Source organism: Paracoccus sp. SCSIO 75233 (assembly GCF_027912675.1).
Classification (GTDB): domain Bacteria; phylum Pseudomonadota; class Alphaproteobacteria; order Rhodobacterales; family Rhodobacteraceae; genus Paracoccus.
In genome coordinates this window covers 442766-468489 of sequence record NZ_CP115757.1, presented here as the reverse complement: position 1 = coordinate 468489, position 25724 = coordinate 442766, and the positions used below count along the sequence as shown (strand labels likewise).

The following is a 25724-nucleotide window of genomic DNA, read 5'->3' as shown; positions in this document are numbered from 1 at the left end:
AGTCAGCAGCAATTCGCGGCCAGTTGCGGTTTCGCGTCGCAGCAGGCTTCGCCGCTGTCATCACTGGTGCTGCGCCCTGCCCGTCCGGCGCAGCAATCATCCATCAGATAGCCGAGCAGTCCGCGCATCCCGTCCAGATCGGCAAAATAGCGGATCGAGCGGCCCTCGCGCTTCGACGTGATGAGGCCAGCTTGTGACAGTGTGGCGAGATGGGTGGACAGCGTGTTTTGGACCGCACCGGTTTTCTCTCCGATCTCGCCAGCGGTCAGGCCGCGGCAGCAGGCGGTGACGAGCAGGCGGAACGTCTCCAGCCGGGTTTCCTGGCCGAGCGCTGACAGGGCGGTCATGGCTTGGGATTGGTTCATGGGGGTCGCTCCGGGTGTAATTGATTCGATATATCTAGAATAATCGAATTATAGGCTGTCGCAAGCCGGAAAAAGGGAAACCCCCGGCGGATGGCCGGGGGTTCTGGTCGTTTGAGGGGGCGGCGCTTACGCGGCTGCGAGGTTGCGCAGAACGTAGTGCAGCACGCCGCCGTTTTTCAGATATTCGATCTCCACCTCGGTATCGATGCGGGCCTTGATCTGGATCGTCTTTTCGGTGCCGTCGGCATATTTGATCTGCGCATCGACGATCTGGAGCGGTTTGACCTCGCCCAGCCCTTCGATGGTGATCTGCTCATCGCCTTTGAGGTTCAGCGTCTTGCGGGTGTCGCCGCCGGTGAACTCGAACGGGATGACGCCCATGCCGACGAGGTTGGAGCGGTGAATGCGCTCGAAGCTTTCCGCGATGACCGCCTTGACGCCCAGCAGGTTGGTGCCCTTGGCCGCCCAGTCGCGCGAGGAGCCTGCGCCGTATTGCTCGCCCCCGATCACGACCAGCGGGGTGCCGTTGTCCTGATAGGCCATCGAGGCGTCGTAGATCGCGGTTTCCTTGCCGTCGGGGCCCTTGGTGTAGCCGCCTTCGACACCGTCCAGCATCTCGTTCTTGATGCGGATATTGGCGAAGGTGCCGCGCATCATGATTTCATGGTTGCCGCGGCGCGAGCCGTAGCTGTTGAAATCCTTCGGCGCGACCTGACGCTCGGTCAGGTATTTCCCGGCGGGCGTGGTATCCTTGAAAGAACCGGCGGGCGAGATGTGGTCGGTGGTGATCATGTCGCCCAGAAGTGCCAAGACGCGGGCATCCTTGATGTCGTCGATCTGACCGGGTTCCCGGGACATGCCCTGGAAATAGGGCGGGTTCTGGATATAGGTCGAGGTCGGCGGCCAGTCATAGGTCTCGCTGTCGGTGACTTCGACGCCCTGCCAGCGTTCATCGCCCTTGAACACGTCGGCATATTTCTCCTGGAACATCTCGCGGGTGACGACGGCGTTGACCATGTCGGCCACCTCTTTCGTCGAGGGCCAGATGTCTTTCAGATAGACGTCATTGCCGTTCTTGTCCTTGCCCAGCGGATCGCGGGTCAGGTCGATATTCATGTCACCGGCCAGCGCATAGGCCACGACCAGCGGCGGCGAGGCGAGGTAGTTCGCGCGCACATCGGGCGAGATCCGGCCTTCGAAGTTGCGGTTCCCCGACAGCACCGACACCGCGATCAGGTCGTTGTCGTTGATCGATTTCGAGATTTCCGGCTGAAGCGGGCCGGAGTTGCCGATGCAGGTGGTGCAGCCATAGCCCACGAGGTTGAAGCCGATGGCGTCCAGATCCTCCTGAAGCCCGGCGGCTTCCAGATATTCCGACACGACCTGCGAGCCGGGGGCCAGCGAGGTTTTCACCCACGGTTTGCGGTCCAGACCCAGCTCACGCGCCTTGCGGGCGACGAGACCGGCGGCGATCAGCACATAGGGGTTCGAGGTATTGGTGCAGGAGGTGATCGAGGCGATCACGATGGAGCCGTCATGCAGCTTGTAATCCTCGCCCTCGACCGCGCCTTCGGAGAAGCCACGGTGACGGCCGCCCGGAACGTAGCCGGGTTCGCGCGCCCCGCCCTCGGCATCCCAGCGGATTTCGGCGCGCTTGGATTCCTCGGGGAAGCGGGTGCCCATGACAAGATCCCAGAAGGCTTTGGCAGAGGTATCCAGCGGCGTGTGGTCCTGCGGGCGTTTCGGGCCGGAGATGGCCGGAACGACGTCGTTGAGGTCCAGATGCAGGGTCGAGGTATAGACCGGGTCATAGTTTTCGTCGCGCCAGAAGCCGTTCTCCTTGGCATAGGCTTCGACGAGCGCGATGCGGTCCTTGTCACGGCCGGTCTGTTCCAGATAGCGCAGGGTTTCGCCGTCGATCGGGAAGAAGCCGCAGGTGGCACCGTATTCCGGGGCCATGTTCGCAATCGTCGCGCGGTCGGCCAGCGGCATATTGTCGAGACCATCGCCGTAGAATTCCACGAATTTGCTGACAACGCCGTGTTCGCGCAGCATGGCCACGACCTTCAGCACGAGGTCGGTCGCGGTCACGCCTTCCCTCAGCGCGCCGTCGATCTTGAAGCCGACCACTTCGGGAATCAGCATGGAGATGGGCTGGCCGAGCATCGCGGCCTCCGCCTCGATCCCGCCGACGCCCCAGCCCAGAACGGCAAGGCCGTTGACCATCGTGGTGTGGCTGTCGGTGCCGACCAGCGTGTCCGGGTAGGCGACTTCAGCGCCGTTCTGGTCCTTGTCGGTCCAGACGGTCTGGGCCAGATATTCCAGGTTCACCTGGTGGCAGATGCCGGTGCCGGGCGGCACCACGCGGAAATTGTTGAACGCTTTCTGACCCCATTTCAGGAAGGTGTAGCGTTCCATGTTGCGCTCATATTCACGCTCCACATTGTACTGGAACGCACGTGGGGTGCCGAACTGGTCGATCATGACCGAGTGGTCGATGACCAGATCCACCGGGTTCAGCGGGTTGATCTTCTGCGCGTCGCCGCCAAGGGCCACGATGCCGTCACGCATTGCCGCGAGGTCGACCACGGCAGGAACGCCGGTGAAGTCCTGCATCAGCACGCGGGCCGGGCGATAGGCGATCTCGCGCGGGTTATTGCCGTTCTTCTGCGCCCATTCGGCAAATGCCTTGATGTCGTCGGTGCTGACCGTCTTGCCGCCATCCTCGAAGCGCAGCATGTTTTCCAGCACAACTTTCAGTGAAGCCGGGAGCTTGGAAAAATCGCCGAGACCGGCTTCGGTCGCGGCAGAAATGGAGTAATAATCGACGCTCTGGTCGCCAACGCTGAGCGTGCGGCGGGTTTTGGCGGTATCGGTTCCGGTGACGATGGGCATATGGGCCTCTCCCTGTCGGTTTGATGGGTACGGCGGTCGGTTCGGGTGTCAGATGCCCCATTCCGGGGCGCGTTTCAAGTGGCCGGCGCGCAAATTGTATGCTATTGCATACCGAATACGCCTTTGTTGCACAAGAGCAACGAAGGCAGAACGTCTGAAGCGTCACACAGCCTTGATTTGGGAAATCCGGGGCAATGCCCTATTCCAGAATAACACGTCATCACGAAAGACTATGCGAAACACACCCTACATCATTGCTCTGATTATGTCGCTGGCTGTCGGCATCTCGGCATTTTCTGCCGGGATGAGTCACGCGCAGGCACCGGTTTCGGATAGCGACCGGGATTACGGCGAAATCATGGATGATGTGGAAGCGGTTTTTGACGCGATGAACGATGCCGTGAACAAGAATGAGGGGATCGCACCCGATCTGGATGGCGGGAATCGCGGTTTCGTGGATGGCCGGTCAGGTTTCTCGCTGGGCGGTTCAGCGGGCGCAGCCGATGCGCCCCAGCCACGCTCATCTGCGGCGGAGCCACGGCGGCGGCAGGGGCCGGAAGCACGCTCGCCGGTTGTGGTGGAGCTTTTCACGGCAATGGGCTGTGCCGCCTGCCCGCCTGCCGAGCAGTTGCTGGCCGATCTGGCGGGGCGTCGCGACGTCTTGCCGCTGAGCTGGCATATCGACTACTGGGATTATCTCGGCTGGCCGGACGGCTTCGCGCGCCCTGAATTCGCAAGGCGTCAGAAGGGCTATAATGCCGTGGCCGGATCACGCTATCTGTTCACACCGCAGGTCTTTGTGGGCGGGGAGGTTGCGGTCAATGACGTTCGCCCCGCTGCATTGATGGCCGCGATTACCGATCAGCGCGCCGAGGGCGACAAGGTCGCGATCACCCGGAAGAAATCCGGCGACCGCACGGAGATCGAGCTGACGCCGCAGCGCGCCCTGCCCCGCAATATTGCCATCGTCCTGATCCGCTACGTCCCGGAGCGGGTGGCCGAGATCAAGGCCGGAGAAAATGCCGGCAGGCGGATCATAATGCGCAATGTCGTAATGACGAGCGAGGTTCTGGCGAATTGGGACGGCAATGCGCCGCTGCGGCTGAAAATCACGCTCGGGGCCGGGCAACGGGGAAATCTTCCGGGCGATACGCGCCATGCGTTGCTGGTCCAGAAGATGAATAAATCCGTGCCGGGAGAAATCTTCGCGGCGCTCCGGCTGGATTAAGCGGCACCCCCCGCAATCACCGAACCCACGCAGGCTATGGACGTCGCCACGATGCGGGTCCAATAAGCCGATATGGTCGATTTGATCAATCAGATATCCGGCACGCCGGAGGGGGCGCGGATCGCCTCGCTGCTGGCGCTGACAGCGGCGCTGATGCATGCGATCTTCGGGGCATTGCAGAAGGGCCGCCACGACCCCTGGGTCAGCCGCGCCGCAATCGACATCTGGGTGATCGTCATCAGCCTGCCGGTGGCGCTGTTCGTGGTCCCGTGGCCGGAGCCGCATATGTGGCCGATCTTCGCAGGCATGCTGGTCATCCATATCAGCTACAAGATGGCGCAGGCGATGACCTATCAGCGCGGTGCCTATACGGTCGTCTATCCGGTGGTGCGCGGCACGGGACCGCTGGTGACGGTAATTGCCGCCGGGATCGTGTTTCAGGAGCGGTACAACCTGACCCAGTGGATGGGGGTGGCGATACTGGTGTCGGGCATTCTCGGCTTTGCGGTTTATAATTATCGCAAGCTGGAGGTCGGGCGAGAAACGCTGATGCCGGCGCTTGGCTGGGCGCTGATCACGGGCGTGTTTGTCGCCGCCTATACGACTTATGACGCGTGGGGCATTCGCCAGACAGCCGACCCGTTCACGTTTCTGGCATGGTTTTTCCTGCTGGACGGGATTTTCATGCCGCTATGGACGATGCGGCGGCTGGCGCGGTTGCCGCGGACGGATTTGGTGCCGCTGGGTCTGCGCGGGCTGATCGGGGCGCTGGTGGCGTTTGTCAGCTTCGGCTCGATCATGATGGCGACCCGGATCGACGAGGTCGGGCGCGCGGCCGTGCTGCGCGAGACCTCGACCGTGTTCGCGGCCCTTGTCGGCTGGCTCGTCCTGGGCGAAAAGGTGGGCCCGAGGCGCACTGCGCTGATGGCGCTGATCGCGGCGGGTGCGATCATTATGGAATTCGGCGCGAGATAAGGAGTTGCCATGAACCGCGTAAACCCCTGGGTCAAGGCGGGGCTGGAATACGGTCCGCTGATATTGTTCTTCGTCGTTTTCATGGTCATGCGCGACCGCACGGTGATGATCGGCGGAACCGAATATGGCGGGTTCATCTTCGCGACGATGATCTTCGTGCCGGTGCTGGCGCTGACGACCTTCGCGCTGTGGCGGCTGACGGGGAAGCTGTCGGCGATGCAGATCATGACGCTGGTGCTGGTGATCGTGTTCGGCGGGCTGAGCGTCTGGCTGAATGACGAGCGGTTTTTCAAGATGAAACCAACGATCATCTATGCGATTTTCGCGGGGCTGCTGGGGCTGGGGCTGGCGCTGCGCCGGAACTGGCTGGAGCTGGTCATGGGCGAGGCGCTGCCGATGCAGCATGAGGGATGGGTGAAGCTGACCCGGCGGATGGCGCTGCTGTTTCTTGGCCTTGCGGTGGCGAATGAGTTCGTCTGGCGCACGATGTCGGACACCTCATGGGTGAACTTCAAGACATTCGGCCTGCCGGTCATCATGTTCGCCTTCTTCATGGCGAATGCCGGTCTGTTCAACCGCTACGCTCTGGAGAAGGAAGAGGACTGAGCCCGGCGCGGCGGCTCAAGCAGCCGCGACCAGCGGGGGGCCTGACGCACCGGCAGATTGGCGCGCAAGAGCGGGATCGGCAGCGCCCAGGGCTGCGACAGCGCCACGCGGTAGAAATCGAACATCCCTTCGCGCAGATAAGGCGACCAATGGCAGGCGCGCGACGTGTCAGCCGCAATCGGAAAGCCGAGGCTGCCAAGTGCGCTGCGCACCTCCGGCGCGTCGATTTGCAGATCGAGCCAGTTGCGCGCCGGTTCCGGCAAACCGAAGCCAAGCGCCCGCTGCCGCCCGCCGGACACGGCGAGTTCGAGGAAGAAATCGAAAATGTCGTTCTCGCGCGAGGTGATGTTGAACACCTCCGCCTGTCTGCCCGCCGGGCTGGAAATCGCCGCCTCCGCCTGCGGGCGCAGCTCTGCCGCGGCCATCAGGATCAGCCGGCCGATGCTGCCCGGCTGCGCCGCCTGCATCGCCTGAAGCGCGACCCGCGCGCCCAGTGAGTGACCGACCATGTGGACCGGGCGCCCCGCTGCTTCTGACAGGACAGCCGCCACCTCGGCCAGTTCTTGCCCGACCTCCGCCGCGCGGCGATAGACGGCGGGCAGGTTGCCGCGTGCCGACCAGCCGAAGGCGATGCCAAGCGCCTCTGCCCCGCTGGCGCTGATGCCGAGTTCGGAGGGCCAGGACCGCAGGCGGCGCGATCCGTCAAGCCGGGGGTTCAGCGAGAGGATATGACGATGCGGATCGTGGCTGTCCTTGGAGGGGCAGTAGCGATAGCCGTGGATCATCACGATCAGCGGCGCACCCTCCGGCAATGCGGCGGCTTGTTTCAACAAAGCCGACGGGACCGTTTGACCACGATTGAGATGCGCCAAAGCCATGAGCGTTATCGCAATGGTTTCCGTCATCTGCGGGGTAAAGCTCCTCCACGACAGGGCCATGACCGGAGCGTGACAGGGCTGTGACATTCGCCTGTCCGGGTTGTATCGGTGCATTTCCTCCGCCGATGCTTGCCAAAAGGCAACAGCAGGCGTATCGCGGAGGCTCAACCAAAGAGGCCAGTCATGAACAATCGCAATCTGCACAAGCGCAGCCTTGCCGTCCACGCCGGAACCCGTCGCAGCCAGTATGGCGAGATGGCCGAGGCGATGTTCATGACCCAGGGCTTCGTTTACGAGACCGCCGAACAGGCCGAGGCGCGGTTCGAGCAGGTCGGGGATGACGAATTCATCTATGCCCGTTACGGCAACCCGACCAACCGCATGTTTGAAGACCGCATCGCGGCGCTCGAAGGGACGGAAGACGCGTTTGCGACCGCATCCGGGATGGCGGCGGTCAACGGGGCGCTGATGGCGATCTGCCAGTCCGGCAGCCATGTGGTCGCGGCACGGGCGCTGTTCGGGTCGAATCTGTATGTTCTCGACATCATGCAGCGATACGGGGTCGAGGTGACGCTTGTCGACGGCACCGATCTGGATCAGTGGCGCGCGGCAGTGCGTGAGGGGACAACGGCGGTTTTCTTCGAATCCGTCTCCAACCCGGCGCTTGAGGTCGTGGATATCACGGCGGTCGCGGAGATTGCGCATGCTCACGGCGCGCTGGTGATCGTGGATAACGTCTTTGCCACACCGGTATTTTCGCGCGCCGTCGAGCAGGGCGCGGATGTGGTGATTTATTCCACCACCAAGCATATCGACGGCGCGGGCCGGGGCCTTGGCGGGATCATCTGCGGCACGCGGCAATTCGTGCGCGAGGTGGCGGAGCCTTATCTGAAGCATACCGGCGGCGCGATCAGCCCGTTTCATAGCTGGATGATGCTGACCGGGCTGACCACGATGGATCTGCGTGTCCGGGCCATGTCCGACACCGCCCATGCGATTGCAAAGGATCTCAGCGGGCATGGCGCGCTGAGCCGTCTGATCTATCCCGGCCTGCCGGACCACCCGCAGCATGAGCTTGCCATGCAGCAGATGGGTTCGGGCGGGACGATGGTCGCGCTGGAGGTCGCGGGCGGCAAGGATGCGGCTTTTGCGATGCTGAACCGGCTGAACCTCGTGCTGATCTCCAACAATCTCGGGGATGCGAAATCCATCGTCACCCATCCGGCGACGACAACCCATCAGCGGCTGTCGGAAGGGGATCGCGCCCGGCTGGGCATCAGCCCCGGCATGATCCGGCTGTCGGTCGGGCTGGAAGATGCAGACGACCTGATCGCCGATCTGCGTCAGGCACTGGAACGGTAAGGCGGGACCGGCGGGGAAAGCAGGCAAAACGTCTTTTCCGCGCCGGAACCCTTCGGTTCAGGCAAATTCACCCTATATCGGACGCGCGAACAGAAGGAGCCGCCCGTGAACACGCCGCGACCGCCGACCAGCTATTCTGCCCTCTCCCGCGAATATGACGCGGATTTCGAGGTTGATCCGCAATACCGGGCCAGCCTGCCCGATTTGCAGAACGGCCCGTCGAGCCTGATCGTGGGCGCGAATGTGCTGATCCAGCATGTCGGCATTTCGAATTTCCGCCTGCCAATCCGGTATCAGACCCGCGATGGCGGGGATATTTCGCTGGAGACCTCCGTCACCGGAACGGTCAGTCTGGAGGCGGACCGCAAGGGCATCAATATGAGCCGGATCATGCGCAGCTTTTATGCCCATGCGGAGAAGAAATTCAGCATGGATGTGCTGGAAACCGCGCTCGACGACTACAAGGACGATCTGGACAGCATGGATGCCCGCATCCAGATGCGGCTGAGCTATCCGATGCGGGTGGATTCGCTGCGCTCGGGGCTGTCGGGGTGGCAATATTACGACATCGCGCAGGAGTTGATCGAGCATGACGGCGCGCGCCGCCGGATCATGCATCTGGATTATGTCTATTCCTCGACCTGCCCCTGCTCGCTGGAGTTGTCGGAACATGCCCGCGAAAGCCGGGGCCGGCTGGCGACGCCGCATTCGCAGCGTTCGGTGGCGCGGCTGTCGGTGCTGATGGAGGGCGAGGACCGGCTGTGGTTCGAAGATATGATCGAGCTATGCCGCCGCGCCGTCCCGACCGAGACGCAGGTGATGGTGAAACGCGAGGATGAGCAGGCCTTTGCGGAGCTGAACGCCGCCAATCCGATATTTGTCGAAGATGCCGTCCGCAGCTTTGCCGAACAGTTGATCGAAGAACCACGCGTCAGCGATTTCCGCGTCATCGCCAGCCATCAGGAATCGCTGCATTCTCATGACGCCGTCAGCATGTTGGTGAACGGCCCGACTTTCGCGCAGGACAGTCTCGACCCGACAAGCTTCGCCAGCCTTCAGCACCGGGGCTAAGGGCGGCGACCCCGGCCTGTTTTCACTCCGACAGCGGAATGAATGAGAGCGCGTAGATCCCGCCATCCGGATCGTAGCTGTCCAGAACGGCGCAATACTCCGTTTCCCGTGAGACGGGGGCCAGTTCTATCGCGCTGTCGGTCCCTTCGCCGCTGTCATCATTCTGCGCGACCACCTCGCCCTTGTCGTCTTCCAGGCTGAGCAGCGTATCAAAGACCGGGCTTTTCGCCTCGATCCGGACGCCGGTTCCGGCGCGCAGCTTCAAGGCGAAGGTGGCGCGGTCCTGCAAAACATCGCTGGTGATGATCGCTTCGCTGTCCGACGCCAGATCGTAGCGGTTGGAGGCGGTCCGCGCACATGGTTCCGGCCCCGGACCTGCGGTTATGGTGACCGGGACATTAACCAACATTTCCTCGTAATCGCCGAATTTGCTGACCTGAAGACAGTAATTTCCGGGTTGAAGCACGGTCACCAGCCGGGAATCGAGGATATCCCCGCCATCGTCGTCCGAGGTGACGAGATTGCCGGAACTGTCCAATAGCAACAATATCGTGTCTGCATTCGCACCACGCGTTGAAAACGTCAGTTGCGCACGCGTCGCCAGCCTCAGTTCAAGATAGCGCGGCTCGTTTCGTTCGAGGTCGACGAACCTGCCTGCAACCTCCTCCGCCTCGCCGTTCATGGAGATGGTCTCCGACGTCATAAATTTCGGCTGTCCGCAAAAGCCCGCGTCGGATGCCGCGATTTCAGCACCAGAAAGAACGGCAGGTGTCAGCCCCAGCAAAATTGCGAGGAGCGCGGCGAGAATGCTCAGGGAAGTCGAACGCATGGAAATAAGCCCTTTGAAAACGAATACTGTTTCCCGCAATCAGAACCGCGGAGGATAAAACCCAAAAAACAGGCCGACATCAGAAATTACTTCTAACTATATGTTAACAAAAACATATTTTTGACTTCGTTCAAGAAAAATCTGCCCGGTTTGGTATATTCTTACGTTCCGCACCGGGTTTCCGTTGGGTCAACTACGATAAAATCATGCCCCGCCCACAATATTGGTTTCACGATGCAGACCATGAGCAAAAGGGCTGCCGTCATTAAACCGCTTGCGGATCAGGAACATTGTATGAACACCCCTTTGCCTCCGGCGCATCTGCGTTTATGCTGCCCGCATGAGCGATTATGACGATTCAGACCCGTTGGAGGCGGCCGAGCAGCGGCTGAGCCTGTCGCAGCGCGCCATTGGCATGCCCTCTGGCCCGCCGCCCTATCTGGACGGGCTGAACGATGCGCAGCGCAAGGCGGTTGAGACGCTGGATGGCCCGGTGCTGATGCTCGCGGGGGCGGGCACCGGCAAGACGCGGGCGCTGACCACGCGGATCGCGCATCTGATCTCGACCGGGCGGGCGTTCCCGCGTGAAATCCTCGCGGTGACCTTCACCAACAAGGCGGCGCGCGAGATGCGCAACCGGATCGGTCGCCTGCTGGGCGAGGCGGTCGAGGGGATGCCGTGGCTGGGCACGTTCCACAGCGTCAGTGTAAAAATCCTGCGCCGCCATGCAGAACTGATCGGGCACGGCAATCTGCATCTGAAGACCAGCTTCACCATTCTGGACACGGACGACCAGATCCGCCTGCTGAAACAGTTGATCGCCGCCGAGAATATCGACGAGAAACGATGGCCCGCGCGGCAACTGGCCGGGCTGATCGACGGATGGAAAAACCGGGCGCTGACCCCGGACAAGGTCTCCCGCAATGAAGGCGCCAGCTTCGACGGCAAGGGGGTGCAGCTTTACCGCGCCTATCAGGACCGTCTGCTGGCGCTGAACGCGGTCGATTTCGGCGACCTGCTGCTGCATTGCGTGACGCTGTTTCAGGCCCATCCCGACCTGCTGGAGCAATGGCAACGGCGCTTCCGCTATATCCTCGTTGACGAGTATCAGGACACCAATGTCGCACAATATCTGTGGCTGCGGCTGCTGGCGCAGGCGCATCGCAATATCTGCTGCGTGGGCGATGACGATCAGTCCATCTATGGCTGGCGGGGGGCCGAGGTCGGAAATATCCTGCGGTTCGAGCAGGATTTCCCCGGCGCGCAGGTCATCCGGCTGGAGCAGAATTACCGCTCCACCCCGCATATTCTCGGCGCAGCCTCGGGGCTGATCACGGCCAATAAGGGGCGTCTCGGCAAGACGTTATGGACGGAAGCCGCAGACGGGCATCAGGTCCGGCTGATCGGGCATTGGGACAGCGAGGCGGAGGCCCGCTGGATCGGGGAAGAGATTGAGGATTTCCATTCCGGCACAAGGCGCAGCGTCGGCAAACATGATTTGAACGACATGGCGATCCTCGTGCGCGCCTCGCATCAGATGCGCGCGTTCGAGGATCGGTTCCTCACCATCGGCCTGCCCTACCGCGTGATCGGCGGACCCCGCTTCTATGAGCGGCAGGAAATCCGCGACGCCATGGCATATTTCCGGCTGGCGGTCGGGCCGTCTGACGATCTGGCGTTTGAGCGGATCGTGAACACGCCCAAGCGCGGGCTTGGCGACAAGGCCGTCCAGACCATTCAGGCGGAGGCGCGGGAACTGGGCGAGCCGCTGCTGATCGGGGCGCAATCGGTGGTGGCGAACGGGCTTCTGGGCGGCAAGGGGCTGGCCAATCTGCGGGAGTTTGTCGAGGCAATGGGCCGGTTCCATGCCGATGCGCTCGATTCGACGGCGGACCATGTCCAACTGGCGGAGCGGATACTCGACGAAACCGGCTATACCGCCATGTGGCAGAACGACAAATCCCCCGATGCGCCGGGGCGGCTGGAGAATCTCAAGGAGCTGGTGAAGGCGCTTGAGGAGTTCGATAATCTTCAGGGCTTTCTGGAACATGTCGCGCTTGTCATGGACCGCGACAATGACGAGGCGCAGGACGCCGTTTCCATCATGACCCTGCACGCCGCGAAGGGGCTGGAATATCCCATCGTGTTCCTGCCCGGCTGGGAGGACGGGTTGTTCCCCAGCCAGCGCAGCATGGACGAAAACGGCATGAAAGGGCTGGAGGAGGAGCGCCGCCTTGCCTATGTCGGCATCACGCGGGCGGAGAAACTGGCGACGATCTCTTTCGCGGGCAACCGGCGGATGTATGGGCAATGGCAAAGCTCCCTGCCCTCGCGCTTCATTGACGAATTGCCGGAGAAACATGTGGAGGTGCTGACCGCGCCCGGCCTTTACGGTCAGGGCTATGGCGGTGCGGCGGCCGCGGCTGGCACGGATTTCGGCGCGGCCATGCAGAACCGCGCGGCGCATGCGGATGTCTATAACTCACCCGGCTGGAAGCGCATGGCGGCGCGCGGCGATATGCGGGCCAGACCGCGCGCGCCCGCCGCAACGGTGATCGATGCCGAGGCCGTGGGGTTCAGCGTCGGTGACAAGGTCAGCCACCCGAAATTCGGCGAAGGCACGGTGATGGGCATCGCCGAGGACACGCTGACGATTCAGTTCGGGGATGCGTTCAAGAACGTCAAGGCAGGGTATGTGCAGCCGGTCGGGGCTGCGGATGATGTGCCGTTTTGATGGGGTGGGCGTTTGGATTTGGTGCGCTGAAGCGCACCCTACGGGGGTCTACGGGGATTCGGCGGCGAGGGCTTTTTCCAGTTCGGGCAGGAAACGGTTGGTGTAATCCTCGCGGATCAGCGGGCCGGCGTGACGGTACAGGATGCGGCCTTCGCCATCGATGATGAACGTCTCCGGCGGCGCGGTCACGCCCCAGTCGATTGCGGTGCGGCCACGCGGATCGGTGGCGATGGCGTGGAACGGATTGCCATCCTTACCGAGAAATTCCAGCGCGTCGGCCTCGTTATCCTTCAGATCGACTCCATAGACCGGCATGCGCTGCGACAGCTCCATCAGTGTCGGATGTTCGGCACGGCAGGGCGGGCACCAGCTTGCCCAGAAATTCACCAGCTTCACGCCCGGTTCGCGCAGCATCTCGTCCGTGAGCTGCGTGTAGCCCGGCAGGGTCGTTTCCGGCACCGCCGGGGCCTCACGCCCCTCGAAGGTGGAGGGCAGAGCATTCGGATCGTCCCGTCCCAGCCCCCAGATGAAAACAGCAGCAAGCGCCAGAAACAGCAAGGGCGGGATCAGCATAAGCGGCTTAATGCGCATCTTTTCGGTCCTTCATGAGCCGTTCCTGCGCCTCAAGCGCACGGCGGGCGCGGGCATTGCGGATCAGGCTTTGGGCAATGATCGCCGCCAGAAGCGCCAGAGAGATCGCCCATGCCCAGAGCACCGGGCCGGCATGTCTGCCGAGTTCGATCATGAGCGAAGCTCCCTCGCTTGCAGGGCCGCGGTGCGGCGGATGCGGATTTCAGTACGGGTGCGGATCAGCAGCAACGCGACGAAGAGCAGGAAAAAACCGAGCATGGAGAGGTAGAGCGGGTATCGGTAGACCTCGCTCATCCGCTCCCCCGGTGCGACGGACAGCGACGCGCCCTGATGCAGCCCCTGGTTCCAGAAATTGACCGCATAGCGCGACAGGAGGGCAAAGACCGAACCGACCAGACAGACCACGCTGGTCAGATCGGCGGCGCTGTCGGGATCGTCAATCGCCTCCCACAGGGCGATATAGCCGAAATAGAACAGCAGCAGGATCAGGAAGCTGGTCAGGCGCGGATCCCATTCCCACCACGTCCCCCAGGTCGGCTGGCCCCAGATTGCGCCGGTGACAAGCGCGATCACCGTCATGACCGCGCCGACCGGGGCTGCGGCCTTCGCGGCCAGCGCGCTGACATGGTGGCGCCGGATCAGCCAGATCAGCGAGGCCACCAGCATCATCAGCCAGCAATTGATCGCGATCAGCGCCGAGGGGACATGCAGGAACATGATCTTGACGGTCGCGCCCTGTTTATAGTCGGGCGGCGTCAGGAAGCCCCAGACGAGACCCACGACAATCGCTGCGGCAGCGCAGATCACGACCCACGGCAAAACCTTGCCCGAGGTCTGCATGAATCTGACGGGGTTGGCATATTCCCAGATCGACATGGCTCTGTTCCTAGCGCGCGGCGGGGTCCGGTTGAAGTGTTTATGCGGTTTGCGTGACGGAGTCTTTACCGCAGATTGATACGTAATGCCGCAGCGGCCGCAAAAGGGACGAGCGCGGAGGTAAGCAGCGTGATGGCGGCAAGGAACACCAGCGGTGTCGTCGGGTCCATGCCCGCCGCGCCGCGCCGGATCGCCTCGGCCCCGAAAATCAGCGTCGGCACATATAGCGGCAGCACCAGCAGCGACAGAAGAAGCCCGCCCCGGCGCAGCCCGACCGTGACCGCCGCCCCGAACGCCCCCAGCATGGAAAGCGCCGGGGTGCCGATGAGCAGCGAGATGATCGTCAGTCCCCGTGCCTCGGCGGGGAGTTGCAGCAGCAGCCCGAAAAGCGGGGCTGCAATGGTCAGCGGCAGACCGGTGGTGATCCAGTGGGCGGCGGCCTTGATCGCGACGGCGCCTTCCAGCGGGATCGGCGCCGTGGCGAGAAGATCGAGCGATCCGTCCTCATGGTCGAGCGCGAAGATCCGGTCGAGCGACAACAGGCAGGAGAGCAGCGCACCGACCCAGAGGATGCCGGGCGCGATACTGGACAGGACATCGCCCTCCGGCCCCACGCCGAAGGGGACCAGCGTGCAGGTGATCAGGAAAAAGGCGAGGCCGAGGCCGAAGCCGCCGCCCGCGCGTGTGGCAAGGTTCATGTCCCGGATGAGAAGCGCGATCATCAGCCAAACGCCTCGTTGAACCCGGCAGGGGCGGTTCCTTGCGTCGGGGGTTTGGCCTTGTAGGGCGCCAGATCGAGGATCTCCGCTTCGGGCAGACCCAGATCGATATGCGTCGCCATCAGCGCCGCACCGCCCTGCCCCAGATGCGCCCGGACCGCGCCCGCAAACAGCGCCACGGAGGCGGCGTCGAGCGAGACTGTCGGTTCATCCAGCACCCAGACCGGACGCCCCGTGACCAGCAGCCGCGCCAGCCCCAGCCGGCGCTTCTGACCAGCCGAGAGTGCCCCGGCGGGACGGTCGCGAAGCTCGGCAAGGTTCATCGTCGTGATGGCCTGTTCGACATCGCTGCGCCCGAATATCCGCGCCCAGAAATGCAGATTTTCCGTCACCGTCAGCGCCGCTTTCAGCCCGTCAGCATGGGCGGCATAGGCGATCGCATCCGGCGCAGCCTCGATCCGCCCGGTCACGGGCGGCTGAAGCCCGGCCACGGTCCTGAGCAACGTGGTCTTGCCGATCCCGTTCGGCCCCCGCAGGATCAGCGCCTCACCGGCGGCGAGGGAGAAGCTGACGCCCTCAACCGCCCGCATCCCGCCCCGCGATACGGCGAGATCATGGACGCTGAGCAGGCTCATACCGGCAGCAGGGCGCAGCCGACGCGCCGACCCTCTGCCAAAAGAACATTATAGCTGCGCGCGGCGGAAGGGGAGGCCATCGGTTCGGCCATGATACCCTTTGCGTCAAGCGCCTCGATCAGATCGCGCGGCGGCACGGCGATGTCGGCACCCATGCCAAGGAACAGCACATCGACATGGCCCGCGAGCGCCATCAGCGGCGCATGGTCCTCAAGTCCCGACCACGCCGTTACGCCAACGCCGCTGGCCACGACAACCCCGCCATCGAAAACCTGGCCCGCCACCCGGAAGAACCCGCTGCCATAACCGTCGATTGGCAGTGATTCTTTCGGGAATTGTGCCTCGGTCAGTTGCATCAGGGCGCTTCGGTGAACTGATCGGGCAGCTTGTCCGGGTCCGGCTTCGACCAGTCACGTTTGACGCCGAGCCACAGAACGATGTTCTTGGCGACATAAATCGAGGAATACGTCCCCACGACCACGCCCCAGAGCATTGCGAAGACAAAGCCACGGATCACGTCACCGCCCAGGATGAACAGCGCAAGCAGCGCAATCGCCGTCGTCAAAGCCGTCATCAATGTCCGGGACAGGGTTTCGTTCACCGTCAGGTTCATCACCTCGATCAGCGGCATGGTCTTGTACCTGACCAGATTTTCACGCAGGCGGTCAAACACCACGACAGTATCGTTGATCGAGTAGCCCAGAATGGTCAGCAGCGCCGCAATCGTCGACAAATCGAAACGCATTTGCAGCGCCGAGAATATCCCCATCGTCAGCAGCACGTCATGGATGATGGCCACCACGCCGCCGACAGCGAACTGCCATTCAAATCGCAACCAGATATAGAGCAGGATCCCCGCAGACGCCGCCAAAATCGCATAGACGGCGGTTTTGATAAGCTCCGACGAAACTTTCGGGCCGACCGATTCGACCGCGACGAATTTCACGTTGGGATCGATTTCGGTCAGCGCCGCCTCAACGGCATCGATCTGTTCCGGCGTCATCGCCTCGGTGTCATCGGTCGCACCAATGCGCACCTGCGCGACGTGGCGATCCTCCCCATAGGTGGGATCGAAAACCTCGGTGATGGAGACATCCCCGATTCCTTCAACCTCGGTCAGGGCGGCCCGGTAGTCGGCCACATCGAAGGCCGTGCTGCTTTCCGTGCGGATCGTGGTGCCGCCGCGGAAATCAATCCCGAAATTCAGCCCCATTGTCAGCAGCAGAATGACGGAGATCACCATCAGGACCGCCGACAGGCCGAACGTATATCTCTGCCAGCGGAAAAAGTTGATATTCGTTTCGTCAGGGACGAGTTTCAGACGGAATGCCATATCAAGCCCCCTTACAGAACCAGTTCTTTGGGCCGCCGACGCTCCAGCCAGACGACGATCAGCAGACGGGTGAAGTAGATCGCGGTGAAGACCGAGGTCGCAAGCCCGATGGTCAGCGTCACAGCGAAGCCCTTCACCGGGCCGGAGCCGAGGAAGAACATCACCAGACCGGCGATGAAGGTGGTCACGTTGGCGTCGATAATCGCCGACATGGCTTCGCGGAAGCCGGTATCGACGGCGGACACCACACGTTTGCCCTTTCGCAACTCCTCACGAATACGCTCGAAGATGATGACGTTGGCGTCAACCGCCGTGCCGACGGTCAACACGATCCCGGCAATGCCCGGCAGCGTCAGCGTCGCGCCAATGGCGGACATCAGCGCAAGCAGCAGCACCACGTTCATGATGACCGCAACGGAGGCGAACACGCCGAAAATACCGTAGCTCGCCACGACATAGGCGACGACACCGACAATCGCGACGATGGAGGCCAGCTTGCCCGCGTCGATACTGTCCTGCCCAAGCTCCGGTCCGATGGTCCGTTCCTCAAGGAAGGTCAGTTCCGCAGGCAGTGCCCCGGCACGCAGCAACACTGCAAGCTGGGTCGATTCCGCCACATCCATAGAGCCGGAAATCTGCCCCGACCCGGTGGTGATGGCATCGCGGATGACAGGAGCCGAGATCACTTCGTTATCCAGCACGATGGCGAAGGGCTGGCCGATATTCTCGGCGGTATAGGCCCCGAATTTCCGCGCCCCCGACGGGTTGAACCGGAAATCCACTGCCGGCTGGCCGTTCTGGTCGAAGCTGGGGGAGGCGTCCGTCAATTCTTCGCCGGTCACGACCGGCGCCTCCTCGACGGTGTAATAAACACCTTCCTCATTCTGCGAGGGCAGCACGATATTCCCGATCCCGGCACGGGCATCGGGGTCGGTGCCGCGCCCGATCACCGGGTTAAAGGTCAGCTGCGCCGTGGTGCCGATGAGCTCTTTCAGCTCGGCCGCGGAACCGATCCCCGGCACCTGAATCAGGATCCTGTCGGAGCCCTGCCGCTGAATCGTCGGCTCACGCGTACCGACCTCATCCACGCGGCGTCGGACGATCTCCAGCGACTGCTGAATGGTACGGGTGTCGGTGGCGGCTTTCTCGGCGTCCGAAAGCTGAACGATCAGCGTATTTCCCGACGCGGTAATATCCAGATCAGACTGCCCTGCCCCGCTGAGCGTCACGATCGGCGACGCAAGACCGCGCGCAATCTCAACCGCACGTGCCATCTGGTCGGGATTTTCGATCTCGACATGAAGCTGATCCTCAGGCCCCTCGACGCGGCGCACGGCACCGATCACCTCACGCTCCTCGGCCAGGGCGCGCCGCAATTCGGGCCACAGCGAATCCATACGGGATTTATAGACATCCTCGACATGAACTTCGGCCAGAAGATGCGCGCCGCCGCGCAGATCGAGGCCGAGATTGACCAGCCCGCTTGGCAGCCAGTCGGGCCAGAGATCAATCGCCGCCTCCTGCTCCTCGGTGGCAAAGCCTGCCTTTTCAGCGGCAGCTACGGCATCGTTATGGGCCTCGACCCTTCCGTAGAACATATTCGGCATCGCCCAGATCAGGCCGATAACCACCACGCCCAGAATCAGGACGCGTTTCCAGAGCGGGATGTCCAGCATGACGTCAGAGCCTTAGAAAGCCTCAGGAATTCGCGGCGACGGGGGCGGTCTTGCTCAGCACCTGAGCAATGGTGCTGCGGACCACGCGCACCTTGACGCCCTGTGCGACCTCAACCGTGACCTCATCGTCTTTGACATCCGTCACCTTGCCGATCATGCCGCCCTGGGTGACGACCTGATCGCCCCGCTTCAGCGCCTCGATCATGGTCCGGTGTTCCTTCATCCGCTTCTGCTGCGGACGCAGAATCAGGAAATACATGATCACGAAGATCAGGATCAGCGGGATGAACTGGGCAATAGCGCCTGCGCCGCCGCCGGCGGCCTGTGCATAGGCGGGAGTGACAAACATAATCGGACCTCTCGGATGGGCGGGACGCATAGCCCCGGAATTGCCGCGCAACCTAATCTTCGCAGCGGCAGATGGCAAGGAAGCGGAAGATGGACTCAGACGCGACGCTGTGGCACGGCTTGGCCGTCGAAGGAGAACGCCATGACCGCCCCTGCACCGGACCGCAACCAGACCGAAATCGCTCGCCTGATCGGCATTATGGCCTCATTGCGCGACCCGGATAAGGGATGCCCGTGGGATATCGAGCAGGATTTCGCCTCAATCGCGCCCTACACGATCGAGGAGGCCTATGAGGTCGCCGACACCATCACCCGCGAGGCCTGGGACGAATTTCCCGGCGAGCTGGGCGATCTGCTGCTTCAGGTCGTGTTTCATGCGCAAATGGCTGAAGAAAAAAACATGTTCGGATTTGCCGATGTCGCGGCAAAGATCTCCGACAAGCTGATCGACCGGCACCCGCATGTCTTCGGCGACGAATCGCGGGACAAATCGGCGGCACAGCAGGTCCGGGACTGGGAGACGATCAAGGCGGCGGAGCGGGCGAAGAAGGCGGAAAAAGGCGTCCTCGACGGTGTGGCGCTTGGCCTGCCGGCGCTGACACGAGCATTGAAATTGCAGAACCGCGCGGCGCGTGTGGGCTTTGACTGGCCCGGTGCCGGGGATGTGCTGGAGAAAATCACCGAAGAAACCGCCGAGCTGGTCGAAGCCCGCGAGGGCAAGGATCACGAACATCTGACCGAGGAATTCGGTGACCTGCTCTTCGTCATGGCCAATCTGGCGCGCCATCTGGACATCGACCCGGAAGAAGCGCTGCGCGCTGCCAACGACAAGTTTACCCGGCGTTTTCGCGCCATCGAGGCAGCTTTGCGCGAAGAAGGCCGCCGCCCCGAAGAGTCAAACCTCGCGGAGATGGATGCGCTCTGGGACACCGCCAAGCGTGCCGAGCGGAAATAATGCCTCCGGCGGGGATATTTTAACCAGGCTGAAAGGGCTTCGCGTTATTCCGGTCTCACGGTACAGGCGGGGACGCCGATGACCGTCCAGGGTGAAAGCGTCCTGCCCGACCGCCTTTCGGGGCCGCCGCGGCAGGACGCCGATCTTCAGCCTGGTTCAAATATCCGCTTTCGAGAGATCAGAGCCTGCGAAACGACAGATAGGTCGGCGTGCGGCGCTCGCGAAGGGCCTTTTGTTCGTAGCGGGTCGAAGGCCAATCGGGCCACGCCCCGGCGCGCAGGCTTTCCAGTGTGAAACCCGCCTTGGGAACCTCCTCCAGCGTCTGACGGACATAGGAGGGGATGTCAGTGGCAACACGAAACTCCGCGCCCGCCGCCATGACGCGATGCAGGGGCAGAAGATGTTCCGGCGTTACGAAGCGGCGGCGATGGTGGCGTTTCTTTGGCCAGGGGTCTGGGTAATTCAGAAACGCCTTTGCTATCGAGGCTTCCGGCAGGACGTCCATCAGGTCTCGCGCATCGCCCGGATGAACACTGACATTGCCAACCCCCGCTGCCTTGATCTTGCCGACCAGCATTGCCACCCCGTTGATGAAGGGTTCGCAGCCGATTATGCCGATTTCGGGATAGGCTTCCGCCATATGGACCATATGTTCGCCGCCGCCAAAGCCGATCTCCAGCCAGACCGGGCGGTCGTCACCGAAGATGTCCGCCGGGTCGATTTGCACCCGGCCCGGGTTTTCCTGAGCGCTGATGCCACGGGGGCGCAGCGGGCCGAGATCTTCGGTCAGATAGGTCTTCTGGCTCTGCCGCAGCGTCTTGCCGTGGCGTCTGCCGTAGAAATTCCGGCGGGGCGGGTTCGGGTCGAAAGGCTTCTCTGACATGGGCGGAGCATTTGGCAAGCGCAACCGCCCCCGTCAAGCCATCCGGTGAGCTACGGGCAGGCGGCGCAGCGGGATTACGGTGCGAGGCGGCTGATAATGACGGTCACCTCGGGTTTCTTGCCGATCTCTTCCATTGCGACCTGACGGGTGATCTTGCGCACCGCCTCTTCCAGCTTCTGGTCGTCAGCGACGGTCTTGGCGTCAGCTTTTTCCAGAAACTCTGACAATTCGGCCTCGACCATCTGTGCGACCGGCTGGTTGGAGCGGCCGGTTTCCGGCAGGCCCATAGGTTCCACCCAGGCATCCGGGAACGGGTTGTCGTTTTCATCGACAATCACACTGACCATTGCGTGACCGTTCAGCGCCATGCGGATACGGTCACGGACCACGCCGTCCATGGCGCCGATCAGCACGCTGCCATCCAGATAGATGCGCCCGTTTTCGACCTCATCGACGATCTGGGGCGTATCGCCGGTGATGTCGACCATCGTGCCATTTGTGGCGACGATCGATGAAAGCCCCTTCGACCGCCCGATCTCGGCATGTTCGCGCAGATGCATATGCTCGCCATGCATCGGGATCAGGATTTGCGGTTTGATCAGATCGTGGATCGCCTCCAGATCGGGGCGGTTGGCGTGGCCGGAGACGTGATAGGTGCCGTCGTCAGCGTCATAGACATCGACGCCGATTTCGGAAAACTGGTTCATATTGCGGATCACGCCGCGTTCATTGCCCGGAATGATGCGCGAGCTGAACAGGAAGCTGTCGCCTTCCTTCAGCCGGATCCCCAGATAGGAACCGCGCGCGAGCTGCGCGGTTGCCGCGCGCCGTTCGCCCTGGCTGCCGGTCACGATCAGCATCACCTTGTTGCGGGGCAGATCGGCGGCGTCTTCCGGGCTGATCGTGTTCGGGAAATCACTCAACACGCCGGTTTCCGTCGCGACCTGTACCATGCGCCGCATCGAACGGCCCAGAAGACAGATCTGCCGGTCCGCGGCCACCCCCGCCTCCGCCAGCGTTTTCACCCGCGCCACGTTTGAGGCAAAGGTCGTCGCGACGACCATATTCGGCTGCGACATCACGAAATCGAGCAGCGGATTGGCCAGCAGCGCCTCCGACCGGCCGGGATGGGGGCTGAACACGTTGGTTGAATCGCAGGTCAGCACCTTCACACCGCCATCTTCGCGGGCGATGTCGTGCCATAGCTTCGGATCGAAAGGCTCGCCCACGCCCGGTGTGCCGTCCAGCTTGAAATCGCCGGTATGGACAATCCGGCCCGCCGGCGTGTCGATCAGCAGGGCCGAGCTTTCGGGGATGGAGTGGCTGATCGGGACAAACTGCACCTTGAACGGCCCCGCCTCGATCACGTTCGGGCGCGGTTCGTGAATGCGGATCGCGTCCGTGGGCAGGCCGCGCTCCTCCATCTTCATCCGCGCGAGCGTGCCGGTGAATTTCCGGCAATGCACCGGCACTTCCAGCCGGTCCCAAAGAAGTCCCAATGCGCCGACATGGTCCTCATGCGCATGGGTGATGAAGATCGCCTCGATCCGGTTCTTGTTGGCCTGAAGCCATGCCGTGTCCGCCATGATCAGATCGACGCCCGGCGTGCTGTCCATATCGCCGAAGGTCACGCCCAGATCGACGATAATCAGCCGCTCTTTCCCCTTGGGACCATAGCCGAAAACATAGGCGTTCATGCCGATTTCGCCCGCGCCGCCGAGCGGCAGATAGATCAGTCGGTCAGACATTTCCGGCCTCCTTGTTATAATCGTAAATGAGCCGCAGCCCGTGAACGGTCAGATCGTCTTCCACGCTGTCAAAGACATCCGTACCCTGCTCAAACAACGGCGCAAGCCCGCCGGTGGCAATGACTTTCATTTCCAGTCCGCGCTCGTCACGGATCTGGCGGATGATCCGCTCGACAAGGCCGATATAGCCCCAGAAGATGCCGGACTGGATGCAGGCGACGGTGTTAGTGCCGATGGCCCGCGCAGGTTTGGTCACGTCGACATGGGGCAGGTTCGCCGCCCCCATATGCAGCGCCTCAAGGCTGAGATTGACGCCGGGGGCGATCACCCCGCCAATATAGGCGCCGTCAGCTCCGGCCACGTCGAATGTGGTGGCGGTGCCGAAGTCGACCACGATCAGATCGCCGCCATGCCGGTCATAGGCCGCCCATGCATTCACGATGCGATCCGGCCCCGCCGAGGCACCGGGATCGACCTGCGGTTCGGCGGGCAGCAGGCAGTCGGGCTTGCCGACGACCAGCGGACGGGTGTTGAAGTAGCGGTTGCACAGCACACGCAGGTTGAACACCACGCGCGGCACCGTGGACGAGATGATGCAGCGGTCGATATCCAGCTCGAAATGCGTCAGCGAGATCAGTGTCTCCAGCCAGACGTAATATTCATCCGCCGTGCGGGTGTGATCCGTCGCGATCCGCCAATGGGACAGGAAACGCTCACCATCCCAGATGGAGAAAACGGTATTGGTATTGCCGGTATCGATACAAAGCAGCATCAGAAGAACACATCTGCGGCCGGGACCGTCTGGCGGCCAGCGGCGGTTATCAGGATAAGCGAGCCGGCATCGTCGATGCCTTCGAACCGCCCGGTGAACTCCGCCGTGCCGGTGCGCGCCGTGATGGTTTCGCCAAGACGCGCCGCACGGGCCATGAATGCGTCCCGGATCGGGCCGAAACCTTCGTTCAGCAAGCGGGCCTCCCAGGCGGCGAATGCGGGGGCGAGAATATCCAGAAATTCCTCCGGGCCAATCTTCATTCCGGATTCTTCGTAAACGCTGACCGGCGCGAAGGCGGCGTTCGGATCTGTCGGTGGCGCGGCGGCGAGATTGACACCCATGCCGATGGCAAGGACATCCACACGACCGCCATGCCCCGAGCTTTCAAGCAGGATGCCTGCAATTTTGCCGCCATTCAGCAGCACGTCATTCGGCCATTTCAACGCCAGCCTGACAGCGGGACCGGCGGCCTGACCCAATGCGTCGTAAAGCGCCAGCGCCGCGACGAAGGAATATTGCGCCGCCTGCCCTGCATCGCCTTGCGGTTTCAGGGCGAGCGAGGCTGCAAAGTTTCCCTTCGGCATCGCCCATGCACGGCCTCGGCGGCCCCGGCCTTCATATTGATCATGGGTCAGAACCCAGGCAGGGCCGCTGAGCTTCGGCGCAAGGCGCAATGCCTCGGCGTTGGTCGAGGGGCAGCGCGGCAGGATATGCCGCGAAACCCCGTCTGGCCATGTCGCGGATTCACTCAACTTGTTGCGCCGCTTCCGCAGTCACATTCGCCCCGGCAGGCGCGTCCTCGATCACCATCAGGGCATCGGCAGCGCGCCCCGCTGCGCGGTCCACACCCAGCATGCTCACCGAACCGAGCAGCACGGCAGCTGCCGAAACCACCAGCAGCCCGTAGGACACCCCGCCCATGCGGCTGCGCACCGGCTCGATATCATTGCCGAAATACATGTAATAGATGATCCGCAGGTAGTAGAACGCCCCGATAACCGACGCGATCACGCCCGCAATCGCCAGCCACGTCATCCCCGCATCGACTGCCGCGTTCAGAACGCCCAGCTTGGCGAAGAAGCCCAGCATCGGCGGAACGCCTGCGAGGCTGAAGAACAGGATCAGCACCGCCATCGCCTTGACCGGCTCGGCCTTGGCGAATTGATGCAGTCCGGCCAGATCAGCGACCGGCTCCCCGTCACGTTGCAGTGAGAGGATCCACGCAAAGACGCCGATATTCATGACCGCATAGATCGCCATATACAGCAGCATCGCCTGCACACCGATCGCGGTCCCCGCTGCCAGACCGACAAGCGCAAACCCCATATGTGCGATCGAGGAATAGGCCATCAGGCGTTTGATATTGGTCTGCCCGATCCCGGCGATTGAGCCGAGGAACATCGACAGAAGCGCCAGCACCGCGAGGATCTGCCCCCAATCGCCCGGCACGCGCCCGAACGCATCGGTCAGGACGCGGGCCAGCAGCGCCATCGCCGCGACCTTGGGTGCCGTGGCAAAGAATGCCGTGACCGGCGTGGGCGAGCCCTCGTAGACGTCAGGTGTCCACATATGGAACGGCACCGCGCTGACCTTGAAGGCCAGGCCGACGATCACAAAGACCATCCCGAAGAGCAGCCCGACCGGCAAGGCACCGCCCTGCACCACATCGATAATGCCCGCAAATCCGGTCGTGCCCGCAAAGCCGTAGATCAGCGACACCCCGTAGAGCAGCAGGCCGGAGCTGAGCGAGCCGAGCACGAAATATTTCAGCCCCGCCTCAGACGACTTGACCGAATCCCGGCGCATCGCAGCCACCACATAAAGCGACAGCGATTGCAGTTCGAGACCGAGATAAAGCGTCAGCAGGTCGCGCGCCGAGACCATGACCATCATCCCGCATACCGCCAGCGAGATCAGGATCGGAAACTCGAACCGCAGCATTCCGCGACGGTCGAGATAATCGGCACTCATCGCCATGACAGCAGCAGCCGATACGAGGATCAGGATCTTGCAGAAGCGCGCGAACTGATCCGAGACGAACATCCCGTAGAAGGCGACCCCTTCCGGCGTGGCGCCAACCTCGACAAAGAATGCGAGGAGAAGAAACACTGCAACCGTGGTCCAGAGAAGCAGCCGCGCTATCGCGTCCTTGCCCAGATAAGCCCCGGCCAGCAGCGCCAGCAAAGCATATGCCGCGAGCAGGATTTCCGGCATGATGATCGTGAAATCGAGTGACGTCATGTCC

The 25724-nt window shown here is 62.5% G+C and carries 25 protein-coding genes; 7 read left to right on the top strand and 18 right to left on the bottom strand.

Annotated features, from left to right (window positions below; all coding sequences use genetic code 11):
- Positions 1-2 precede the first annotated feature (2 nt).
- Positions 3-365, bottom strand: coding sequence for a helix-turn-helix transcriptional regulator (locus tag PAF12_RS02350; protein WP_271108414.1), 363 nt, complete (start codon positions 363-365; stop codon positions 3-5).
- Positions 366-491: 126 nt separating this feature from the next.
- Entirely contained in the window at positions 492-3260 is a 2769-nt protein-coding gene (gene acnA / locus PAF12_RS02345) for an aconitate hydratase AcnA (protein ID WP_271108413.1), read from the bottom strand.
- Positions 3261-3525: 265 nt separating this feature from the next.
- Between acnA and PAF12_RS02340 the strand changes: the two genes are divergently transcribed.
- The 3 genes from PAF12_RS02340 to PAF12_RS02330 all read left to right on the top strand — a co-directional run bounded on the left by PAF12_RS02340 (position 3526) and on the right by PAF12_RS02330 (position 6069).
- Positions 3526-4488, top strand: a complete 963-nt coding sequence (locus PAF12_RS02340; protein WP_271108412.1) for a thioredoxin family protein — start codon at positions 3526-3528, stop codon at positions 4486-4488.
- A 72-nt stretch (positions 4489-4560) separates the two neighbouring features.
- Complete coding sequence (locus PAF12_RS02335) at positions 4561-5463, top strand: EamA family transporter (RefSeq protein ID WP_271108411.1); 903 nt, start codon at positions 4561-4563, stop codon at positions 5461-5463.
- A 9-nt stretch (positions 5464-5472) separates the two neighbouring features.
- Positions 5473-6069 carry an inner membrane-spanning protein YciB gene (locus PAF12_RS02330; RefSeq protein WP_271108410.1) on the top strand — a complete coding sequence of 199 codons (597 nt, stop codon included), beginning with the start codon at positions 5473-5475 and terminating at the stop codon, positions 6067-6069.
- On the opposite strand, the gene PAF12_RS02325 is transcribed toward PAF12_RS02330, so the two are convergent.
- Positions 6042-7034: a DUF726 domain-containing protein gene (locus tag PAF12_RS02325; RefSeq protein WP_271108409.1), complete on the bottom strand. Its 993-nt coding sequence runs from the start codon at positions 7032-7034 to the stop codon at positions 6042-6044. The genes PAF12_RS02330 and PAF12_RS02325 overlap by 28 nt on opposite strands.
- A 96-nt stretch (positions 7035-7130) precedes the next feature.
- Between PAF12_RS02325 and metZ the strand changes: the two genes are divergently transcribed.
- Together metZ and folE2 are read left to right on the top strand one after the other, a co-directional pair.
- Positions 7131-8309: an O-succinylhomoserine sulfhydrylase gene (gene metZ / locus PAF12_RS02320; RefSeq protein WP_271108408.1), complete on the top strand. Its 1179-nt coding sequence runs from the start codon at positions 7131-7133 to the stop codon at positions 8307-8309.
- Between the two features lie 105 nt (positions 8310-8414).
- Complete coding sequence (gene folE2 / locus PAF12_RS02315) at positions 8415-9380, top strand: GTP cyclohydrolase FolE2 (RefSeq protein ID WP_271108407.1); 966 nt, start codon at positions 8415-8417, stop codon at positions 9378-9380.
- Between the two features lie 22 nt (positions 9381-9402).
- On the opposite strand, the gene PAF12_RS02310 is transcribed toward folE2, so the two are convergent.
- Complete coding sequence (locus PAF12_RS02310) at positions 9403-10209, bottom strand: hypothetical protein (RefSeq protein ID WP_271108406.1); 807 nt, start codon at positions 10207-10209, stop codon at positions 9403-9405.
- Positions 10210-10549: 340 nt separating this feature from the next.
- On the opposite strand from PAF12_RS02310, the gene PAF12_RS02305 reads away from it, so the two are divergent.
- Positions 10550-12943: an ATP-dependent helicase gene (locus PAF12_RS02305; RefSeq protein WP_271108405.1), complete on the top strand. Its 2394-nt coding sequence runs from the start codon at positions 10550-10552 to the stop codon at positions 12941-12943.
- Positions 12944-12991: 48 nt separating this feature from the next.
- On the opposite strand, the gene PAF12_RS02300 is transcribed toward PAF12_RS02305, so the two are convergent.
- The 9 genes from PAF12_RS02300 to yajC form a co-directional block, all read right to left on the bottom strand.
- Complete coding sequence (locus PAF12_RS02300; RefSeq protein WP_271109632.1) at positions 12992-13516, bottom strand: DsbE family thiol:disulfide interchange protein; 525 nt, start codon at positions 13514-13516, stop codon at positions 12992-12994.
- A gap of 7 nt (positions 13517-13523) precedes the next feature.
- Positions 13524-13688, bottom strand: coding sequence for a heme exporter protein CcmD (gene ccmD / locus PAF12_RS02295; RefSeq protein ID WP_271108404.1), 165 nt, complete (start codon positions 13686-13688; stop codon positions 13524-13526).
- Entirely contained in the window at positions 13685-14410 is a 726-nt protein-coding gene (locus PAF12_RS02290; RefSeq protein WP_271108403.1) for a heme ABC transporter permease, read from the bottom strand. The genes ccmD and PAF12_RS02290 overlap by 4 nt, the downstream gene beginning before the upstream one ends.
- Before the next feature lie 65 nt (positions 14411-14475).
- Positions 14476-15132: a heme exporter protein CcmB gene (ccmB, locus tag PAF12_RS02285; protein WP_271108402.1), complete on the bottom strand. Its 657-nt coding sequence runs from the start codon at positions 15130-15132 to the stop codon at positions 14476-14478.
- Positions 15132-15764 carry a heme ABC exporter ATP-binding protein CcmA gene (gene ccmA, locus PAF12_RS02280; protein WP_271108401.1) on the bottom strand — a complete coding sequence of 211 codons (633 nt, stop codon included), beginning with the start codon at positions 15762-15764 and terminating at the stop codon, positions 15132-15134. Before ccmA ends, ccmB begins: the two co-directional genes overlap by 1 nt.
- Entirely contained in the window at positions 15761-16120 is a 360-nt protein-coding gene (locus PAF12_RS02275; RefSeq protein WP_271108400.1) for an Mth938-like domain-containing protein, read from the bottom strand. Before PAF12_RS02275 ends, ccmA begins: the two co-directional genes overlap by 4 nt.
- Complete coding sequence (gene secF, locus PAF12_RS02270) at positions 16120-17097, bottom strand: protein translocase subunit SecF (RefSeq protein ID WP_271108399.1); 978 nt, start codon at positions 17095-17097, stop codon at positions 16120-16122. Before secF ends, PAF12_RS02275 begins: the two co-directional genes overlap by 1 nt.
- Before the next feature lie 11 nt (positions 17098-17108).
- On the bottom strand, positions 17109-18773 hold the full coding sequence (secD, locus tag PAF12_RS02265) for a protein translocase subunit SecD (RefSeq protein ID WP_271108398.1): 1665 nt from the start codon (positions 18771-18773) through the stop codon (positions 17109-17111).
- A 22-nt stretch (positions 18774-18795) separates the two neighbouring features.
- The gene (yajC, locus tag PAF12_RS02260) at positions 18796-19122 is read right to left on the bottom strand and encodes a preprotein translocase subunit YajC (RefSeq protein WP_271108397.1); all 327 of its coding nucleotides are present in this window, start codon (positions 19120-19122) and stop codon (positions 18796-18798) included.
- 141 nt (positions 19123-19263) lie between these two features.
- Between yajC and mazG the strand changes: the two genes are divergently transcribed.
- Positions 19264-20076, top strand: a complete 813-nt coding sequence (mazG, locus tag PAF12_RS02255; protein WP_271108396.1) for a nucleoside triphosphate pyrophosphohydrolase — start codon at positions 19264-19266, stop codon at positions 20074-20076.
- Positions 20077-20254: 178 nt separating this feature from the next.
- On the opposite strand, the gene PAF12_RS02250 is transcribed toward mazG, so the two are convergent.
- From PAF12_RS02250 to nuoN, 5 genes are all read right to left on the bottom strand, one after another.
- Positions 20255-20959, bottom strand: a complete 705-nt coding sequence (locus PAF12_RS02250; protein ID WP_271108395.1) for a tRNA (guanosine(46)-N(7))-methyltransferase TrmB — start codon at positions 20957-20959, stop codon at positions 20255-20257.
- 74 nt (positions 20960-21033) lie between these two features.
- Positions 21034-22707, bottom strand: a complete 1674-nt coding sequence (locus tag PAF12_RS02245) for a ribonuclease J (RefSeq protein WP_271108394.1) — start codon at positions 22705-22707, stop codon at positions 21034-21036.
- Positions 22700-23479: a type III pantothenate kinase gene (locus PAF12_RS02240; RefSeq protein ID WP_271108393.1), complete on the bottom strand. Its 780-nt coding sequence runs from the start codon at positions 23477-23479 to the stop codon at positions 22700-22702. Before PAF12_RS02240 ends, PAF12_RS02245 begins: the two co-directional genes overlap by 8 nt.
- On the bottom strand, positions 23479-24231 hold the full coding sequence (locus PAF12_RS02235; RefSeq protein ID WP_271108392.1) for a biotin--[acetyl-CoA-carboxylase] ligase: 753 nt from the start codon (positions 24229-24231) through the stop codon (positions 23479-23481). Before PAF12_RS02235 ends, PAF12_RS02240 begins: the two co-directional genes overlap by 1 nt.
- The gene (gene nuoN, locus PAF12_RS02230; RefSeq protein ID WP_271108391.1) at positions 24224-25720 is read right to left on the bottom strand and encodes an NADH-quinone oxidoreductase subunit NuoN; all 1497 of its coding nucleotides are present in this window, start codon (positions 25718-25720) and stop codon (positions 24224-24226) included. Before nuoN ends, PAF12_RS02235 begins: the two co-directional genes overlap by 8 nt.
- Positions 25721-25724: the final 4 nt, after the last annotated feature.

Excerpts from the sequence above, each read along its gene's own strand:
- PAF12_RS02350 (WP_271108414.1), bottom strand. The coding sequence starts at position 365 with ATGAACCAATCCCAAGCCATGACCGCCCTGTCAGCGCTCGGCCAGGAA.
- acnA (WP_271108413.1), bottom strand. The coding sequence starts at position 3,260 with ATGCCCATCGTCACCGGAACCGATACCGCCAAAACCCGCCGCACGCTC.
- PAF12_RS02340 (WP_271108412.1), top strand. The coding sequence starts at position 3,526 with ATGTCGCTGGCTGTCGGCATCTCGGCATTTTCTGCCGGGATGAGTCAC.
- PAF12_RS02335 (WP_271108411.1), top strand. The coding sequence starts at position 4,561 with ATGGTCGATTTGATCAATCAGATATCCGGCACGCCGGAGGGGGCGCGG.
- PAF12_RS02330 (WP_271108410.1), top strand. The coding sequence starts at position 5,473 with ATGAACCGCGTAAACCCCTGGGTCAAGGCGGGGCTGGAATACGGTCCG.
- PAF12_RS02325 (WP_271108409.1), bottom strand. The coding sequence starts at position 7,034 with ATGTCACAGCCCTGTCACGCTCCGGTCATGGCCCTGTCGTGGAGGAGC.
- metZ (WP_271108408.1), top strand. The coding sequence starts at position 7,131 with ATGAACAATCGCAATCTGCACAAGCGCAGCCTTGCCGTCCACGCCGGA.
- PAF12_RS02310 (WP_271108406.1), bottom strand. The coding sequence starts at position 10,209 with ATGCGTTCGACTTCCCTGAGCATTCTCGCCGCGCTCCTCGCAATTTTG.
- PAF12_RS02305 (WP_271108405.1), top strand. The coding sequence starts at position 10,550 with ATGAGCGATTATGACGATTCAGACCCGTTGGAGGCGGCCGAGCAGCGG.
- PAF12_RS02300 (WP_271109632.1), bottom strand. The coding sequence starts at position 13,516 with ATGCTGATCCCGCCCTTGCTGTTTCTGGCGCTTGCTGCTGTTTTCATC.
- ccmD (WP_271108404.1), bottom strand. The coding sequence starts at position 13,688 with ATGATCGAACTCGGCAGACATGCCGGCCCGGTGCTCTGGGCATGGGCG.
- PAF12_RS02290 (WP_271108403.1), bottom strand. The coding sequence starts at position 14,410 with ATGTCGATCTGGGAATATGCCAACCCCGTCAGATTCATGCAGACCTCG.
- ccmB (WP_271108402.1), bottom strand. The coding sequence starts at position 15,132 with ATGATCGCGCTTCTCATCCGGGACATGAACCTTGCCACACGCGCGGGC.
- ccmA (WP_271108401.1), bottom strand. The coding sequence starts at position 15,764 with ATGAGCCTGCTCAGCGTCCATGATCTCGCCGTATCGCGGGGCGGGATG.
- PAF12_RS02275 (WP_271108400.1), bottom strand. The coding sequence starts at position 16,120 with ATGCAACTGACCGAGGCACAATTCCCGAAAGAATCACTGCCAATCGAC.
- secF (WP_271108399.1), bottom strand. The coding sequence starts at position 17,097 with ATGGCATTCCGTCTGAAACTCGTCCCTGACGAAACGAATATCAACTTT.
- secD (WP_271108398.1), bottom strand. The coding sequence starts at position 18,773 with ATGCTGGACATCCCGCTCTGGAAACGCGTCCTGATTCTGGGCGTGGTG.
- yajC (WP_271108397.1), bottom strand. The coding sequence starts at position 19,122 with ATGTTTGTCACTCCCGCCTATGCACAGGCCGCCGGCGGCGGCGCAGGC.
- mazG (WP_271108396.1), top strand. The coding sequence starts at position 19,264 with ATGACCGCCCCTGCACCGGACCGCAACCAGACCGAAATCGCTCGCCTG.
- PAF12_RS02250 (WP_271108395.1), bottom strand. The coding sequence starts at position 20,959 with ATGTCAGAGAAGCCTTTCGACCCGAACCCGCCCCGCCGGAATTTCTAC.
- PAF12_RS02245 (WP_271108394.1), bottom strand. The coding sequence starts at position 22,707 with ATGTCTGACCGACTGATCTATCTGCCGCTCGGCGGCGCGGGCGAAATC.
- PAF12_RS02240 (WP_271108393.1), bottom strand. The coding sequence starts at position 23,479 with ATGCTGCTTTGTATCGATACCGGCAATACCAATACCGTTTTCTCCATC.
- nuoN (WP_271108391.1), bottom strand. The coding sequence starts at position 25,720 with ATGACGTCACTCGATTTCACGATCATCATGCCGGAAATCCTGCTCGCG.